We start from the raw sequence: 17,206 nt of genomic DNA on the forward strand, positions 1-17,206 counted from the left end.
GAGAGACCGTGGAAGAGACTGTCCTGATCTGCCTGCCCTTCGCCGGGGCGGGTGCGTCGTTCTTCACGCCGTGGCAGGGGCAGGCCCCGGCGGGGCTGACGATCCTGCCGGTGCAGCTGCCGGGCCGGGAGAAGCGGTTCGCCGAGCCCGCGTACACCTCGGCGGCCGAGGCCGTGGATGATGTGTACGCCCAGGTCACCGCCGCGCTCGGGAGCACGGGCCGGCGGGTGGCCGTGTTCGGGCACAGCATGGGCGCGGTGCTCGCGTACGAGCTGGCGCACCGCCTCGAACGAGCGCCCGGGATCCGTCTCCACACGCTCTTCGTCAGCGGCTCGCCCGGTCCGTGGACCGCCCGCACGGACCGGGCGGGCGAGCTGCCGGAGGACGAGTTCGTCGCACGGGTGAAGAGCTTCGCCGGGTACGCGCATCCGGCGCTGGAGAACCCGGAGATGCGGGAGCTGCTGCTGCCGTCGCTCCGGGCCGACGTACAGCTGCACGAGAGCTACCGGCCGGCCTCCGAGCGGCCGCTGACCGTGCGTGTCGTCTCGGTCCGCGGGCGTGCGGACACGCTGGTCGGTGCGGCCGGCGCTGCCGAGTGGGGGTGGGCGACGAGCGGGAAGCTGACCGTCGCCGAGCTGGACGGCGGGCACATGTATCTGGCCGACCGGCCGGGCGCGCTGCTGTCACTGATCGCCGCCGAACTGGGCGAGGGATGACGACGAGCGGCGGAACCGGGCGGCTGGCCGGGCGGACCGCGCTGATCACGGGTGCGGCACGCGGGCTCGGCAGGGCCTGCGCGCTGACGTTCGCCCGCGAGGGCGCGGATCTGGTGCTGCTCGATGTGGCGGGCCCGCTGCCCGGCGTGCCGTATCCGCTCGGTTCGGCGAGCCAGCTCGCGTACACGGCGGAGCTCTGCCGCGACGCGGGCTCCGCCGTGCTGACCCGGCAGACGGACGTGCGGGATCTCGGCGCGCTGGAGGCGGCGGCGGACGATGCGGAGGAGCGCTTCGGGCGGATCGACGTCCTCGTCAACAACGCGGGGATCGCGGCCCCTTCGGGCCGTCCCGCGCACGAGATCACCGAACCCGAGTGGCAGCTGATGATCGATGTGGATCTCGGCGGTGCCTGGCGGGCGATCCGGGCCGTCGGCGGGCGGATGACCGCGCAGGGTTCCGGCTCCATCGTCAACATCGCGTCGACGGCGGGCCTGGTCGGCTACCGGCACTTCGCCGGTTATGTCGCCGCCAAGCACGGCCTCGTCGGGCTGACCAAGGCCGTCGCACTGGACTACGCGCCGCGCAAGGTGCGGGTGAACGCGGTGTGCCCCGGGTCGGTGCGGGACGACGAGGCGATGGAGGGCCGGATGCTCGCGGAGATCGCCCGGTCGCTGGAGGTGCCGGTCGCCGAGCACGAGGAGACGTTCGTCCAGGCGCAGCCGATGAACGCACTCGTCGAGCCGCAGGATGTCGCGGACGCGGCGCTCTGGCTGGCGTCGGACGAGTCGCGTCAGGTGACGGGGAGCGTGCTGACGGTCGACGGCGGGTTCACGACGCGCTGAGGCGCGCCCCTACGAGGAGGAGAGCACCGGTGCCAACTGGCCGCCCCACGCTGACGGTCCGCCTGCCGCAGGGTGCGACGGACGACGGCCCGGTCGCGACCGCGCTCGCGAAGGCGTCGAAGCGGTGGTGGCCGGACGGCCCGCACCCCCGGCTGTGGACCGAGACCGTCCCGGCGCCGGCGGACTCGGAGAAGGCAGCGCGCCGCCGCGAGACCGAGACCCGGCGCCCGCTCGGACCGGGGCAGCGACTGCGGGTGCTGCTGCTGCGGTACGAGGAGGAGGGCGCGGGTGAGTCCGGGGGCGGGCTCGCGGGCGCCCCCGCGAGCGCGACCGCGCAAGGCACGGTGCGCACGCCCGTGCCCCGTACCGGTGACCTGGTCCTCGTCGCCGATCCGAGCGCGTTGGACGCGACCTCGCTCCAGCTGATCTCTCGCGTGCTCTGCGGGGAGCTCGGGCCGCACGAGGTGCGGACGGCGGAGTACTCCCCCGCGGCACGTCCCGCCCGCGTCCCCGACCCCGTGGCCCTGCGGCGCGCTGCCGCCACCGCACTCGTCCTCGGACGGTACGAGGGCAGGTCGTCCGTGCGCGTGGCCGTGCCCGTATCGGCGCTCGACCGGTCTCCGCACACCCTCGGCGCGTTCGACGGCCGGGCCGTGCTCGAAGCCGACCTGTCCGAGGACCGCACGGTCGCGGACCTTCTCGCCACCCCCCTCGGTTCTCCGGGCGACGACGTCATCGACGACGCCATCGGCGGCTCCGCCCCTTCCGAGCGCCATATCTCGCGCGTCCAGGACCAGTTGGCCACTCTGCCGCTCGAGACCCCCCTCGTCGACCTCGTCCTGCTCGACGAGACGGAGTCCGCCGAGCAGCTCTCCCTCGGCCGCCCGCCCCACCCGGCCGCCCCGCCGCCTCCCCCCTCCCGCCGCATCGACGAGGCCTTCGCGGACCAGGTCGCCCTGCGCCCCGACGCGCCCGCTCTGACCTGCGGCGAGCACACCCTCACCTACCGGGAGCTGGACTCCCGCGCCGACGAACTGGCCGCCGGGCTGCGCGCCCGTGGCGTCCGGCCCGGGGACCATGTGGGTCTCTGCCTGCCCCGCTCGACGGACCTCGTCGCGATGATGCTCGCCGTCCTCAGGGCGGACGCGGTGTATGTACCGCTGGATCCGGATCACCCCGCGGACCGCCGCGCCCGCAGCGCCGAGGACGCCGGCCTGCGGCTGACGGTGGAGGACACCGCCCCGCTCACCGGCCACCCGGCCGGCCGGCGGGCCTCCGCCGCCCGGCCCGCCCCCGCCCCCGCGTACGTCATCCACACCTCCGGGTCGACCGGCCGCCCCAAGGGTGTCGTCGTGCCGCACGCCAATGTTCTCGCCCTCATCGACGCCACCCGCGACGACTTCCGTCTCGGCCCCGGCGACACCTGGACGCTCTTCCACTCCAGTGCCTTCGACTTCTCCGTCTGGGAGATCTGGGGCGCCCTGCTGACCGGCGCCCGGCTGGTCGTGGTCGACTACTGGGTCTCGCGCTCCCCCGTGGACTTCCATGCCCTGCTCGTACGGGAGGGCGTCACCGTTCTCAGCCAGACCCCGTCCGCGTTCACCCAGCTCATGGCCACCGACCGGGAACACCGTGGCCAGGGGAGGCCGCTCGCCCTGCGCCTGGTCGTCCTCGGCGGCGAACCGCTGGACGCCCGCCCGCTGCGCGACTGGTTCGACCGCCACCCCGAGGACCGCTGCCGGCTGGTCAACATGTTCGGCATCACCGAGACGACGGTCCATGTCACGGCGCAGACAGTGACCCGGCGCACGGCGATGTCCGGTTCCCGCTCGGTGGGCCGTCCGCTGCCCGGCTGGTACGTGTACGTGCTCGACGCCCGGGGCAGGCCGGTGCCGCCCGGTGCGCCCGGCGAGATCCATGTCGGCGGCGCCGGGGTCGCGACCGGGTACCTGGGCCGCCCGGACCTGACCGGGCAGCGCTTCGTACCCGACCCGTGGCACGGCGGGCGGATGTACCGCAGCGGCGATCTGGGCCGGCTGCTCCCGGACGGCACGCTGGAGCATCTGGGCCGGATCGACAGCCAGGTGAAGGTGCGCGGCTTCCGGATCGAGCTCGACGAGATCCGTCACGTACTGCTGGCCGATCCGTCCGTGAGCGCGGCGGCTGTGACGGTGTCCGGGGACGCGCTCCTGGATGCGGCGGGTGTGCGGATCGATGCGTTCGTGGTCCTGGCGGCGGACCCGGTCGGCGCGGCCGACGACATACGCCGCCGGGCCGCGAAGCTGCTGCCGGAGCACATGCTGCCCGCCTCGGTGACCGCCCTGCCGCAGCTGCCGCTCACCCCGAACGGCAAGCTGGACCCGTCCCGGCTGCCCGCCCCGACGGCCCCGGCCGACGCCCCGCTCGACATCCCTTCCGGCCCTTTCGCCGAACTGACCGGGATCTGGGAGTCCGTCCTCGGCGTGCCGGTCGGCCCCGACGACAACTTCTTCGATCTGGGCGGCAATTCGCTCTACGCGATCCGTCTCGCCACCGCGATGCGTGAGCGCGGCCTGCCTCCGGTGTCGCTGCGACGGCTCTATCTGTCGCCGACGGTCCGGTCCCTGAGCGAGGCGGAGGACGAGTGACGGCGCGGTGGCCGCACCGCGCGACCGCCCCGCCGTCATCCGCCCTGCGGACCTACGCGAAACGCTGCTTCGCCGTCCCGTCGCAGGCCTGGAGCTTCAGCGGGTCCTTGGCCGCCGCGAGCGTCAGGCACAGCCCGGTCGAAGCCGCCGGGCGCACCGTGCCCGACTCGCGGACGAACTGCTGGTTGGCCGCGCCCGAGCAGTTCCACAGGATGAGCGTGGCACCCGCCTTGTAGTCGGCGCCCGGCACATCCAGGCACCGGTCGTGGCTCAGCTCCGTACGGATGGTCTTCGTGCCGGCGTCGTACCACCACCCCTGGTTGCGGCCGCCGTGGCAGTCCCAGCCCGCGATCTTCGTGTTGTTGCGGGTCACCGACGCGGGGACGTCCGCACACGTTCCGGTGGCCTCGTTCTTCAGGGGCTTGAAGACCGAGTCCCAGGCGGCAGGCTCCAGGACCGGCTTTCCGGTGCTCGCCGGGTCGGCGCAGCTCGCCTCGCGCAGACCGGAGTTGTAGATCTGGGTCAGGCAGGAGGCGAAGGCGGCGTGGCCGCGCGCGTTGGGGTGGAAGGACTGCCGGACGGAGTTGGAGTCCGGCGGGAAGTGCGAGAGGTCGATGTAGAGGCCGCGGGCCCAGGTGTCCTCCATGCAGACCTCGTGGCCGTGGAAGAGCCGGGAGTTGTCGAGGTAGACGGCCCCGGTGTCGGCGGCCGCCTTGCGCATACCGCGTTCGAAGGCGGGGACGGCGACGTTACGGCCCCAGGCGGCGTCGGAGTCGTAACCCGCGCAGCCACCCGGAATCTTGCCGGGGAAGTTCGGGTTGTCGTTGAAGTCGGGGCCGATCGGGCTGGGGTAGCCCATGACCACGAGCCGGTAGTCGCTACTGGCGTAGCCGGCCCCGGACATGACGGTCCTCAGGTCGCGGACGGTCTTCTCGACCTTGGGGACGAGCCCGTCGACGCGGGCCTGCCAGCCGCCCTCGTACGTCGGCCGGCACGCGCCCTGGAGGAGCACCCAGCGCTCCACACAGTCCGTCATGACCGGACCGAACTGGAGGTCGTCGTTGGCGCCGGCGACAAGCACGATCATCTTGAGGCGGGTGTTGCGGGCCTTGATGGCGAGGTTGTCGCTCTGCACGAGCTCGTCGGCGTACTGCTTGGATCCGCCGATCACGATGTTTCCGGTGTACGCGCCGGAGCAGGAGACGTTGTACGTGACGTCGGCGGGGATCCCGGTGCGGTGGATGGCTGAGTCGGGCGAACGGTGGCACCAGTTGTCGGGGCCGTTGGTGCCTGCCTCGTAGGTTCCGACGCCCTCGCCGGAGATCTCGCTGTCGCCGAGCGAGATCAGCCCGGTCTTGCGGTCGGCGAGCGGGCGCTCGGCCGGGTCACCGTACAGCTGGGTGGCTTCGGCGGCGCGGATGGCCTCCAGCTCGGGCGAGAGGGGGGTGGATGCGGTAGTGGTGGTACCGGACTGGGGTGCCGCGCCTGCCGGTCCGGCGGCAGCGGTCATGCCGCCTGATGCCGCCGCCATGGCCGCGGCGGCCGCGACCGTACAGCGGAGTCTGTGTCTGGTGCGCCTCATTGCGCCTCCCCGGATTGTGGTTACCCCCGGTATTTACTGGCCGGTAGGCGACTTGGGAATACACAGAACAAGACAAGTGCTCAACTTTTCCAGGAGGTTGAAACCCATGGACGACGCACAGAACCCCGCCGGCACGGACGGCACGACCGGCACGGCCGACAGCACCGGCGGCACCGAGTACCGCATCGAGCACGACTCGATGGGTGAGGTGAAGGTCCCCGCACACGCCAAATGGCGTGCCCAGACGCAGCGCGCCGTGGAGAACTTCCCGATCTCCGGCCAGCGCCTGGAGCGGGCCCACATCGAGGCCCTGGCCCGGATCAAGGCCGCCGCGGCCAAGGTCAACGCCGAGCTCAAGGTGCTCGCCCCGGACATCGCCGACGCGATCCAGGACGCGGCGGGCGAGGTCGCCGACGGCCGCTGGGACGCGCACTTCCCGATCGATGTCTTCCAGACCGGGTCGGGCACGTCCTCCAACATGAACACCAACGAGGTCCTGGCCACGCTCGCCACCGAACGCCTCGGCCGCGAGGTCCACCCCAACGACCACGTCAACGCCTCGCAGTCGTCCAACGACGTCTTCCCGTCCTCCATCCACATCGCCGCGACCGCGGGCGTCACCGGCGAGCTGATCCCCGCCCTGGACCATCTGGCGGCCGCCCTGGAGCGCAAGTCCGCCGAGTTCGCGACGGTCGTGAAGTCGGGCCGTACGCATCTGATGGACGCGACGCCGGTGACCCTGGGCCAGGAGTTCGGCGGCTACGCGGCGCAGATCCGGTACGGCATCGAGCGGCTGAACGCGTCCCTGCCGCGCCTCGCCGAACTACCGCTGGGCGGCACGGCCGTCGGCACCGGCATCAACACCCCGCCCGGCTTCTCCGCCGCCGTGATCGCCGAGGTCGCCCGCGTCACCGGACTGCCGCTCACCGAGGCCCGCGACCACTTCGAGGCACAGGGCGCGCGGGACGGGCTCGTCGAGACGTCGGGCCAGCTCCGTACGATCGCCGTCTCGCTCACCAAGATCTCCAACGACCTGCGCTGGATGGCCTCCGGCCCGCGCACCGGATTGGCCGAGATCAGCCTCCCCGACCTCCAGCCGGGCTCGTCGATCATGCCGGGGAAGGTGAATCCGGTCATTCCCGAGGCCGTCCTGATGGTCGCCGCCCAGGTGATGGGGAACGACGCTACGGTCGCCGTCGCGGGCGCGGCCGGCAACTTCGAACTGAACGTCATGCTGCCGGTCATCGCGAAGAATCTGCTGGAGTCGGTCCGGCTGCTGTCCCATGTCTCCCGGCTGCTCGCGGACCGCACGGTCGACGGGATCACGGCCGACGTGGAACGGGCCCGGGAGTACGCGGAGTCCTCGCCGTCCGTCGTCACCCCGCTGAACAAGTACATCGGCTACGAGGAGGCGGCGAAGGTCGCCAAGAAGTCGCTCGCCGAGCGGCGGACGATCCGTGAAGTGGTGCTGGCCTCGGGGTACGTGGAGCGCGGCGATCTCACGGTGGAACAGCTCGACGAGGCGCTCGACGTGTTGCGTATGACCCGCCCGTGACGTGGATCGCAGCGACCGGGCAGCCGCATCCCTAAGATCTGTCCATGGCAGGTATGGGAGACAACGCGCGCGCAGGAGCCGAGCCCTCGGACGTCGCGCACTGGGCGCCGGGCGATCAGATCCTGTGGCGCTACCGCGGCAACGGTCCGCGGTCGCCCGGCGGCGCCCACAGCCCGGTCCACATCTGCCGGCCGGTCACCGTCGTCCAGGACACCGACGAACTGCTCGCCGCCTGGATGGCGCCCGGCACCGAATGCGTCCGGCCGGTCCTCGCCGACGGCACCAGTGTGCACGCCGAGCCGCTCGCCACCCGGTACACCGCGCCCCGTACCACCGCCCGCTCGACCTGGTTCGGCACGGGCGTGCTGAAGCTCGCCCGGCCCGGCGATCCCTGGTCGGTCTGGCTGTTCTGGGACCGCGGCTGGAGCTTTCGCAACTGGTACGTGAACCTGGAGGAACCGCGCACCCGCTGGGCCGGCGGCGTCGACTCCGAGGATCACTTTCTGGACATCGCCGTGCACCCCGACCGCAGCTGGCGCTGGCTGGACGAGGACGAATTCGCCCAGGCGCAGCGGGTCGGTCTGATGGACCGGGACACCGCGCGGCGGGTACGGGAGGCGGGCCGCGCGGCCGTCGGTGTGATCGACGCCTGGGGTGCGCCCTTCCGGGACGGCTGGGAGAACTGGCGGCCCGATCCGCGGTGGCGCGTACCCGCGCTGCCGGATGACTGGGACCGTACGCCCTCGCATATGCCGTCGTGAGACCCTTGATGCACCCCAGGGGGGCAACCGTAGGATCGTCCTCCGGAGGGCTGCTCCGCTCCAACCGGCGGGCGCGGCACAGGACCTGACCGCAAGTCATCGCACGAGTTGCACGATCTTCATGAGCCGCATCAGTTGCATGAGCAGCAAGAACCGCACAAGCCACTACGAGGGGGTGGAGATGTGCACGCTGTCCGCCGCCGAAAAGGCGGGAACGTTGTCAGCGACACACCCCGCAGGCATACGGTTTCGGCCCCGCAAAGCTGGGCATGCGGTGGCAGCCGTTGTCATCACCGCTCTCGCCGGGGCACAGTGGCGCCCCACAAGGTGATTGCCTCATACAACCGGCCCGGACGGACGGAACCCCACGCGTGACGGAGCATCCCACCTCCCACGAAGGCCCGCAGCCTCTCGCGGCCCGGTCGCAGGAACGCGCCCGGCCGCGGCAGCAGGACGCCGCGCCGGCAGCCGCCCCTGCCACCGCAGCGATCCCCGGCCCCGCCGCGGCGTCGGGCCCCGGCTCGAAGCCCGCCGCGTCGGGCCCCGGCTCGAATCCCACGGCGATTCCCGGCCCCGCGGCAGCGCCGAACCCCGCCGTCTCGCCGAGTGCCGCCGCAGCGGGACCGGACCCGCAGACGGTGGCCCGCCGCGAAGGTGACCGGCTGCGTTTCGTGGGCGCCGCGACCCGCCGGATCGCCCGTGGCATAGATCTGGACGAGATCGTCCTCGGCCTGTGCCGGGCCAGCGTGCCGACGTTCTCCGACGCCATACTCGTCTACCTCCGCGATCCGCTCCCGGTCGGCGACGAGCGCCCCGTCGCCCCGTTCGTCCTGCGACTGCGCCGGTCCGACCGGCTGCGTTTGAGCGATGAGGAGACCGAGACCTCCCCGGAGACCGAGCGGCTGCGCCCGCCCGCCATCGACCCGTACGCCGATCTGACGCCCGCGGCCGAGCTCTGCGAGGTGCAGGCGGGCGGTGCGCTCGCCGAGGTGCTGCGCGGCGTACGGCCCGTCTTCGGGGACTCCGCGGCGGCCCGCGTCGCCCTGCCCGAACTGCTCGGCTCCGGGCGCACCGTCCCCTCCGGCCACCGGGCGATCCTCGCCCCGCTGCGCGGCCGTCGGCGGGTGATCGGTGCTGCCGTTTTCCTGCGCGGGACCGAGCGGCCGCCGTTCGAGGCCAATGACCTGCTGGTCGCCGCCCAGCTGGCGACGCACACCGCGCTCGGCATCGACAAGGCCGTGCTGTACGGGCGCGAGGCGTACATCGCCGATGAGCTGCAGCGCACCATGCTGCCGGACTCGCTGCCGCAGCCCACCGGCGTCCGGCTCGCCTCCCGCTATCTCCCGGCCGCCGAGACGGCCCGGGTCGGCGGTGACTGGTACGACGCCATCCCGCTGCCGGGCAGCAGGGTCGCCCTGGTCGTCGGCGACGTCATGGGCCACTCCATGACCTCCGCGGCGATCATGGGCCAGCTGCGCACCACCGCGCAGACCCTCGCCGGGCTCGACCTGCCGCCGCAGGAGGTGCTGCACCATCTGGACGAGCAGGCGCAGCGGCTCGGCAGCGACCGGATGGCCACCTGCCTGTACGCGGTGTACGACCCGGTCGCGCACCGGATCACCATCGCCAACGCAGGGCACCCGCCGCCCGTGCTGCTCCATCTCGGCGGCCGCGCCGAGGTGCTGCGGGTGCCGCCCGGCGCCCCGATCGGTGTCGGCGGGGTGGATTTCGAGGCCGTCGAGCTGGATGCGCCCTCGGGCGCCACGCTGCTGCTGTACACGGACGGTCTGGTGGAGTCCCGGCTCCGGGACGTCTGGACCGGGATCGAGCAGCTGCGCGAGCGGCTCGCCGCCACCGCCCAGCTCACCGGACCGGACCATTCGCCGCCGCTGGAGGCCCTCTGCGACGACGTGCTCGACATGCTCGGCCCGGGCGACCGGGACGACGACATCGCGCTGCTCGCCGCCCGGTTCGACGGGATCGCACCGAGCGATGTCGCGTACTGGTTCCTGGAGCCGGAGGACTCCGCCCCCGGACGGGCCCGCAGGCTGGCCCGCAGGGCACTCAGCCGGTGGGGTCTCGACGAGCTCTCGGACTCGGTGGAACTGCTGGTCAGCGAGGTGGTGACCAATGCGGTGCGGTACGCGGAGCGACCGGTGACGCTGCGGTTGCTGCGGACCGACATCCTGCGCTGCGAGGTCGGCGACGACGCCCCGCAGCTGCCCCGGCAGCGCCGGGCCCGCGACATGGACGAGGGCGGCCGCGGACTGTTCCTGGTGAACCGGCTGGCCCGGCGGTGGGGTGCGACCCGGCTGTCGACCGGCAAGGTCGTCTGGTTCGAGATGCCGACCCGCGGCCAGCAATAGGGCGCGGACGAAATAACCCAAGTCTGGACAAGGTCCACATGTTGCCGACCTCTCGTCGCCGGAGTTGACTCGGTCGTGACCGGGCGCCGCCTGGACAACCTGACCGACACCCCGCACCGACGGGAGGACGCTCGTGACCGAGGAAACCAAGAACGCTCCTTACACCACGAACAACGCCGGGATCCCGGTGGAGAGCGACGAACATTCACTCACCGTCGGATCCGACGGCCCGATCCTGCTCCAGGACCACTACCTCATCGAGAAGATGGCCCAGTTCAACCGTGAACGGGTCCCCGAACGGGTGGTCCACGCCAAGGGCTCCGGGGCCTACGGCACCTTCGCCGTGACCAACGACGTCAGCCAGTTCACCAAGGCGGACCTCTTCCAACCGGGCAAGCAGACCGCCATGCTCGCCCGCTTCTCCACGGTCGCCGGCGAACAGGGCTCCCCCGACACCTGGCGCGACCCCCGCGGCTTCGCGCTGAAGTTCTACACGGAGCACGGCAACTACGACATGGTCGGCAACAACACGCCGATCTTCTTCGTACGGGACCCGATGAAGTTCCAGGACTTCATCCGCTCGCAGAAGCGCCGCCCGGAGAGCGGGATCCGCGACCACGACATGCAGTGGGACTTCTGGACCCTCTCCCCCGAGTCCGCGCACATGGTGACGTGGCTGATGGGTGACCGGGGCATCCCGAAGACGTACCGCAACATGAACGGTTACAGCTCGCACGCCTACATGTGGGTGAACGCGGGTGGCGAGCGGTTCTGGATCAAGTACCACTTCAAGACCGACCAGGGCATCGACTTCTACACTCAGGCCGATGCCGACGAGATGGCCGGTATCGACGGCGACGTCCACCGTCGCGACCTGTTCGAGTCGATCAAGCGCGGCGATCACCCGAGCTGGACGCTGTACGTCCAGGTGATGCCGTTCGACGACGCACCGGACTACCGGTTCAATCCGTTCGACCTGACCAAGGTGTGGCCCCACGGCGACTACCCGCTGATCGAGGTCGGCCGGATGACGCTGAACGAGAACCCCGAGGACTTCTTCGTCCACATCGAGCAGGCGTCCTTCGAGCCGTCGAACCTGGTGCCCGGCATCGGTCCGTCGCCCGACAAGATGCTGCTCGGCAGGCTCTTCTCGTATCCGGACACCCACCGGTACCGGATTGGCCCGAACTACGCGCAGTTGCCGCCGAACCGCCCGCGCTTCGGCCGGAACTCGTACGCGAAGGACGGTCCGATGCGGTACGAGCCGACGCGCACGGGAGCGGTCTACGCGCCGAACTCGTACGGCGGACCGGCCGCGGACACCGAACGCTTCGGTGATCCGGCGGGCTGGGCCACAGCGGGCGAGATGGTCCACGAGGCATACAAGCTGCACCGGGAGGACGACGACTGGGGCCAGGCGGGCACGATGGTCCGCAAGGTGCTCGACGACGCGGCGCGCGAGCGGCTCGTGTCGAACATTTCCGGCCATCTCCTGGACGGCGTGAGCCGCCCGGTCCTGGAGCGGGCGCTGCAGTACTGGCGCAACGTCGACAAGGACCTCGGCGACCGGGTTGCGAAGGAGGTCAACGGCAGCTGACACCGTCGTACGCGGACACAGAGGAGAGGGGCGGTGCCGGTCGGCACCGCCCCTCTCTCATGCGTTCACTGCTCTCTCATGCGTTCACTGATTGAGCGGGTTGTTGTTTCCCGGCCGCCCGGAGTTCGCTCCCCCGCCCGGCAGGACGGGGGACTCGCTCGGCAGGACGGGGGACTCGCTCGGCGGCTCGATGGGCGACTGACTGGTCGAATCGCTGGGCGCCTCGCTCGGGCTCTGCGAAGGCAGCTCCGACGACTCGGACGGCGACGGGTCGGGGCTCTGTGACGCCGAGGGGCTCGTCGACGGGCTGGCCGGCACGGAGACCTCACCGCGCTCGACGTCCTGCAGATCGAACTGGGCACTGGAGCCGCCGCCCAGCGCGCCGAGGGTGTAGTCCGCCCAGATCTGCGCCGGGAAGCCGCCACCGTTGGCCCGGCCGGCGTTGGCGGTACCGGTCAGACTGACCTGGCCGCCGCCGTCCTTGGGGGATTCGCCGAAGAGCGCCACGACCGTGGTGAGCTCCGGGGTGTAGCCCGCGAACAGCGCGGCCTTGTTGTTCTCCGAGGTGCCCGTCTTGCCCGCCGCCTCATAGGCCGAGGTGTTGGCCGCCTGGCCGGAGCCGCTGTCCACGACGCCCCTCAGGACGGAGGTCACGGTGTCGGCGGACTTGCGGCTGATCACCTGATTCCCGATGCCATCGACCGGCTCGACCGTGCGGTCCCGGTGCTTGGCGGACTTCACGATGAACGGGGTGACCTTCCGGCCGTGGTTGTCGAGCGTGGCGTACGCGCCCGCCATGTCCCAGGTCGAGGCGTTCATCGTGCCCAGCGTGATGGCGGGGCGCTCGGGGAAGTTCTGGTCCGGCAGGCCGAGCGCCAGCGCGGTCTCCTTCACCTCGGGCGGGCCGACGTCGACGACCATCTGCGCGAAGACCGAGTTGATCGACTTGTTCATCGCGGTCTGCACGGTGACGTCACCGTAGCTCTGGTTGTCCTCGTTCTCCGGGGCGAACGGGGTGTCGCTGCCCACGACCGGCCGCTTGCTGGTGCCGTCGTAGCGGGTGTTGACGCCGATCAGATCGCCGTCCTGGGTTTTCGCCTCGTTCTCCAGCGCGGAGGCGAGCACCAGCGGCTTGAAGGTGGAGGCGGGCTGGTAGTCCCGACGGGTGGCGTTGGAAATGTAGTGCTTGACGTAGTCCACCCCGCCGTAGAGCGCGACGACTGCGCCGGTCTTGGGATCGACGGAGGTGGCACCCGCCTGGACGGTCGCGTCGACCTTGTTGCCCTTGCGGTCCAGCTTGGACTCCAGCCGGCGGTCGACCGACTCCTCCAGCTGCTTCTGCCGCTTCTTGTCGATGCTGAGGGTGAAGGTCCAGCCGCCGGCCTGCCGCATGTCCCCCGTGATGCCCTGCTTGTCCAGCTCCTTGTTGGCGGCCTCGACGAGGTATCCGGTCTGGCCCTCCATGCCGCGGGCGGGCTTGGGCTTGTCCGGGACGGGGAACTTCAGGGTGTCGCGCTCGGTCTTGTCGAGCCAGTGCATCCCGACCATGTTGTCGAGCGTGTAAGCCCAGCGATCCTTGACGAGCCTCCGGCCGGTGGGCGTCGCGACTGCCCAGTCGTACTGGCTGGGGGCCTGGAGCAGTGCGGCCAGATAGGCACCCTGGGAAACGTTGAGATCCTTGGCGTCGACCCCGTAGTAGGCCTGCGCCGCGGCTTGGATCCCGCTCGCGCCGCGTCCGTAGTACGCGGTGTTGATGTACCCGGCGAGGATGTAGTCCTTGTCCTTCTTCTGGTCGACCTTGAGCGAGATCACCAGCTCTTTGAGCTTGCGGCTGACCGTCGGGTCCTGCGTCAGGTAGTAGTTCTTCACGTACTGCTGGGTGATGGTCGAGCCACCCTGCTTGCCCTTGCCGGAGAGGGTGTTGAGGATGCCGCGCGCGGTGCCCTTCAGGTCGACGCCCTTGTCCTTGTAGAACGTCTTGTTCTCGGCGGCGACGAAGGTGTGCTGCACCTCCCTGGGGACCTCGTCGAGGTCCACGATCTGGCGGTTGACCCCGTCACCGGTACGGGTCAGCACTGCGCCGTCGCTGTACTGGTAGACGTTGCTCTGCCGCTCGGCCAGGGCGTTGGCCTTCGGTATGTCCACGTACAGGTAGAGCGCCACGAAGGCGCCCATGATCAGCAGGCAGAACCCGAAAAACGTGCCCAGCATCTTCCGCCAGGTGAAGAGTCTGCGTATGCCGCCGCTCTTCGTAGCCCGCCGCGCTCCGCGCTGCTGGGCTCGTCGCGCATCCGCTCGACCCATCGCTGTATTGCTCCCGTTTCTCTGCTCGGCCTGATCCGCTCAGCCCAGCCAGCTAACACTGTCGGCAAGGACAAAAAGTGAGCGATCCGGTCTTTTCCGGACGTGACAATTAGCACCCGTTCCCTAAGGAACCGACTCCCGGGAGGTGCGCATGGTTGCGAAATCGCTTAATGTGTAATCACATTGCTAGCAACGCGCTAGACACACAAACAGGGGGAACCATGACCGACCAGCCGATAGCGGCGCAGACCGACGGTGGACCGGAGATGCCCGAGCCGCAGGTCCGGGAGACCACGGCCCACTCCATCCCCGGCGGCTTCGGCCTGCTCCTGACCGTCCTCGGTGTGTTCCTCGGCGTCGGTCTGGCAATCATCGGGGGCGTCCTGGACGCGGGCGGACACAACGGGGCGGGCATCCCGCTCCTCGTCGTCGGGGTGCTCCTGGCCATCGCCTCGTTCTTCTGCATGAGCGGCGTCAAGATGGTGGCGCCCGGCGAGGCCCGCGTCATCCAGCTCTTCGGCCGGTACGTCGGTACCATCCGCGCCGACGGACTGCGCTGGATCAACCCGCTGACCAGCAGCCGCAGGATCTCCACCCGGGTCCGCAACCACGAGACCGCGGTCCTCAAGGTCAACGACGCCTACGGCAATCCGATCGAGCTCGCCGCGATCGTCGTGTGGAAGGTCGAGGACACCGCGCAGGCGCTCTTCGAGGTCGACGACTTCCGGAAGTTCGTCGCCACGCAGACCGAGGCGGCCGTCCGCCACATCGCGATCGAGTACCCGTACGACGCCCACGACGAGGGCGGCCTGACGCTGCGCGGCAACGCGGACGAGATCACCGAGAAGCTGGCCGCCGAGCTCACCGCACGGGTGCAGGCCGCCGGCGTACGCATCATCGAGTCCCGCTTCAGCCACCTCGCATACGCCCCGGAGATCGCCTCCGCGATGCTCCAGCGTCAGCAGGCGGGCGCAGTGGTCGCGGCCCGTCAGCAGATCGTCGAGGGCGCGGTCGGCATGGTCGAGATGGCGCTGACCCGGATCGCCGAACAGGACATCGTCGAGCTCGACTCCGAACGCAAGGCGGCCATGGTCAGCAACCTGATGGTGGTGCTGTGCGGTGACCGTGCGGCGCAACCGGTCCTCAACACGGGCACGCTCTACCAGTGACGGAAGAAACCCCGAAGCGCAAGCAGATGCTGCTGCGGCTGGACCCCGCGGTGCACGACGCGCTGGCCCGCTGGGCCTCGGACGAACTGCGCAGCGCGAACGCCCAGATCGAGTTCCTGCTGCGCAGGGCACTGGCAGAGGCGGGCCGCCTGCCGAAGACAACATCCCCCCTTCCCCGCCGAGGCCGCCCCCCGAAGCCCCCGACGCAGTAGGCGGCGGCCGGACGGGGCGGCCCCGGCTGCGGGTTATTCCCTCTCCGGATACCTCTCGTTCGCGGCGGGTACCGCACCGACCCCTACGTTCGCTTGTGAAAGTTGTGCAATTCACGAGGAGCTGTTGTGAACAGACGCGTGCGTAGTGCGCGATGGGGAGCACCCGTCGCTGCGGCCGTCGTGGCCGCCGTCGCCACGATGGTGCTCAACCCGACGCTGGGTGCGTCGGCCACTGCTCCGCAGTCGGTGGCGAAGGCGAAAGCCCCTGCGGCGAAGAACGTCATCTTCATCAACGGTGACGGCATGGGCGCCTCGATGCGCGAGGCGGCAAGGCTCAACCTCTCAGGCCTGGAAGGCCAGCTGGCGATGGACCGCCTCACGGCGTCCGGCCAGCTCACCACCACCCCGCGGGACCCGAAAGCCGTCGTGACGGACTCCGCCGCGGCGGCGACCGCGTGGGCCACGGGCGAGAAGACCTACAACGGCGCGATCAGCGTCGATGTCGACGGCAACCCGCTGGCGACCCTCGGCCAGCAGGCCAAGGCGGCCGGCAAGGCCACCGGCCTGGTGACCACCGCACAGGTCACCGACGCGTCCCCGGCGGCGTTCTTCGCCAACACCACGGACCGCTCGAAGCAGGACGAGATCGCCCGTCAGTACCTGGACGTCAGCAAGCCCGACGTCATCCTGGGCGGCGGCGAGGACTGGTGGCTGCCGGCCGGTACGCCGGGCGCGTTCACGGACAAGCCGGCGGAGGACACGACCGAGGGCAGCCGCGGCACCAAGGGCGACCTGATCAAGAAAGCCCAGAAGGCCGGCTACTCGTACGTCAACAGTGCGAGCGGACTGAGCAAGGCCAAGAACGGCAAGATCCTCGGGCTGTTCAGCAATGAGGAGATGTTCCAGCAGCACCCCGAGGGCCAGGGTGACGTCTACAGCCCGGTCGTGGACCTCGGCACGATGACCAGCAAGGCCCTGACCAGCCTGGACAAGAACAAGAAGGGCTTCTTCCTCATGGTCGAGGAGGAAGGCACCGACGAGTTCGCGCACTCCAACAACGGCACGCGCGTCCTTCAGTCGATGCAGCAGCTGGAGAAGGCCGTCGCAGTCGCTCGCTCGTACATCGCGACGCACCCCGACACGCTGCTGGTCGTCACCGGTGACCACGAGACCGGCGGTCTCTCGGTCGAGGAGGTCGACGCCAACGACGAGTCCGGGGACGCCATCTCCGCCGAGGACGGTCCGTTCTCGATCCGCGGCAGCGACCGCAAGTTCGTCATCGACTGGACCACGTCGGGTCACACCAGCGTGGACGTGCCCGTGACGGCGAGCGGTCCGCTCTCCGACAGCTTCTCGGGCAAGCACCCGAACACGTACGTGCACGACGTGCTCAAGCAGGTGCTGGCACCGCGCCGCTGAGCGCGGCGACACGGGGACGGGCCCTGGGAGAACGCTCCCGGGGCCCGTTCCCGCGT

Annotated in this window: 12 protein-coding genes; 10 read left to right on the forward strand and 2 right to left on the reverse strand. The window is 70.5% G+C overall.

Annotated elements, in window-relative coordinates:
* Positions 1-8: 8 nt before the first annotated feature.
* From ABZV38_RS13095 to ABZV38_RS13105, 3 genes are read left to right on the forward strand one after another with little or no spacing between them, the layout of a single operon-like run.
* Positions 9-716, forward strand: coding sequence for an alpha/beta fold hydrolase (locus tag ABZV38_RS13095; protein ID WP_356326871.1), 708 nt, complete (start codon positions 9-11; stop codon positions 714-716).
* Positions 713-1,558: an SDR family oxidoreductase gene (locus ABZV38_RS13100; RefSeq protein WP_356326872.1), complete on the forward strand. Its 846-nt coding sequence runs from the start codon at positions 713-715 to the stop codon at positions 1,556-1,558. The genes ABZV38_RS13095 and ABZV38_RS13100 overlap by 4 nt, the downstream gene beginning before the upstream one ends.
* 29 nt (positions 1,559-1,587) lie before the next feature.
* Entirely contained in the window at positions 1,588-4,185 is a 2,598-nt protein-coding gene (locus ABZV38_RS13105) for an amino acid adenylation domain-containing protein (RefSeq protein WP_356326873.1), read from the forward strand.
* A gap of 52 nt (positions 4,186-4,237) precedes the next feature.
* Here ABZV38_RS13105 and ABZV38_RS13110 read toward each other — a convergent pair whose 3' ends face one another.
* Entirely contained in the window at positions 4,238-5,767 is a 1,530-nt protein-coding gene (locus tag ABZV38_RS13110; RefSeq protein WP_356326874.1) for a ricin-type beta-trefoil lectin domain protein, read from the reverse strand.
* A gap of 106 nt (positions 5,768-5,873) precedes the next feature.
* Between ABZV38_RS13110 and ABZV38_RS13115 the strand changes: the two genes are divergently transcribed.
* The 4 genes from ABZV38_RS13115 to ABZV38_RS13130 all read left to right on the forward strand — a co-directional run bounded on the left by ABZV38_RS13115 (position 5,874) and on the right by ABZV38_RS13130 (position 12,046).
* Positions 5,874-7,322 carry a class II fumarate hydratase gene (locus tag ABZV38_RS13115; protein WP_356326875.1) on the forward strand — a complete coding sequence of 483 codons (1,449 nt, stop codon included), beginning with the start codon at positions 5,874-5,876 and terminating at the stop codon, positions 7,320-7,322.
* Positions 7,323-7,375: 53 nt separating this feature from the next.
* Complete coding sequence (locus ABZV38_RS13120) at positions 7,376-8,083, forward strand: DUF402 domain-containing protein (protein ID WP_356326947.1); 708 nt, start codon at positions 7,376-7,378, stop codon at positions 8,081-8,083.
* A 371-nt stretch (positions 8,084-8,454) separates the two neighbouring features.
* Positions 8,455-10,449 (forward strand): SpoIIE family protein phosphatase, encoded by a 1,995-nt coding sequence (locus ABZV38_RS13125; RefSeq protein WP_356326876.1) that lies wholly within the window; start codon positions 8,455-8,457, stop codon positions 10,447-10,449.
* Positions 10,450-10,582: 133 nt separating this feature from the next.
* Positions 10,583-12,046, forward strand: coding sequence for a catalase (locus ABZV38_RS13130; RefSeq protein ID WP_356326878.1), 1,464 nt, complete (start codon positions 10,583-10,585; stop codon positions 12,044-12,046).
* Positions 12,047-12,130: 84 nt separating this feature from the next.
* Here the strand turns inward: ABZV38_RS13130 and ABZV38_RS13135 are convergent, their stop codons facing one another.
* On the reverse strand, positions 12,131-14,350 hold the full coding sequence (locus ABZV38_RS13135) for a transglycosylase domain-containing protein (protein WP_356326879.1): 2,220 nt from the start codon (positions 14,348-14,350) through the stop codon (positions 12,131-12,133).
* A 221-nt stretch (positions 14,351-14,571) separates the two neighbouring features.
* Between ABZV38_RS13135 and ABZV38_RS13140 the strand changes: the two genes are divergently transcribed.
* The 3 genes from ABZV38_RS13140 (at position 14,572) to ABZV38_RS13150 (ending at position 17,150) form a co-directional block, all read left to right on the forward strand.
* Positions 14,572-15,519 carry an SPFH domain-containing protein gene (locus ABZV38_RS13140; protein WP_356326880.1) on the forward strand — a complete coding sequence of 316 codons (948 nt, stop codon included), beginning with the start codon at positions 14,572-14,574 and terminating at the stop codon, positions 15,517-15,519.
* A gap of 26 nt (positions 15,520-15,545) precedes the next feature.
* Entirely contained in the window at positions 15,546-15,731 is a 186-nt protein-coding gene (locus ABZV38_RS13145; protein ID WP_356326948.1) for a hypothetical protein, read from the forward strand.
* A gap of 126 nt (positions 15,732-15,857) precedes the next feature.
* A complete protein-coding gene (locus ABZV38_RS13150) occupies positions 15,858-17,150 on the forward strand; it encodes an alkaline phosphatase (protein ID WP_356326881.1) in 1,293 nt (430 codons plus the stop codon).
* Positions 17,151-17,206: the final 56 nt, after the last annotated feature.

Source organism: Streptomyces sp. NPDC005181, assembly GCF_040608395.1.
Lineage (GTDB): Bacteria > Actinomycetota > Actinomycetes > Streptomycetales > Streptomycetaceae > Streptomyces.

What these genes read in the sequence shown, in the direction of transcription:
- ABZV38_RS13110 (WP_356326874.1), bottom strand. Translation starts at nt 5,767, where the DNA reads ATGAGGCGCACCAGACACAGACTCCGCTGTACGGTCGCGGCCGCCGCG.
- ABZV38_RS13100 (WP_356326872.1), top strand. Translation starts at nt 713, where the DNA reads ATGACGACGAGCGGCGGAACCGGGCGGCTGGCCGGGCGGACCGCGCTG.
- ABZV38_RS13115 (WP_356326875.1), top strand. Translation starts at nt 5,874, where the DNA reads ATGGACGACGCACAGAACCCCGCCGGCACGGACGGCACGACCGGCACG.
- ABZV38_RS13145 (WP_356326948.1), top strand. Translation starts at nt 15,546, where the DNA reads ATGCTGCTGCGGCTGGACCCCGCGGTGCACGACGCGCTGGCCCGCTGG.
- ABZV38_RS13120 (WP_356326947.1), top strand. Translation starts at nt 7,376, where the DNA reads ATGGGAGACAACGCGCGCGCAGGAGCCGAGCCCTCGGACGTCGCGCAC.
- ABZV38_RS13135 (WP_356326879.1), bottom strand. Translation starts at nt 14,350, where the DNA reads ATGGGTCGAGCGGATGCGCGACGAGCCCAGCAGCGCGGAGCGCGGCGG.
- ABZV38_RS13140 (WP_356326880.1), top strand. Translation starts at nt 14,572, where the DNA reads ATGACCGACCAGCCGATAGCGGCGCAGACCGACGGTGGACCGGAGATG.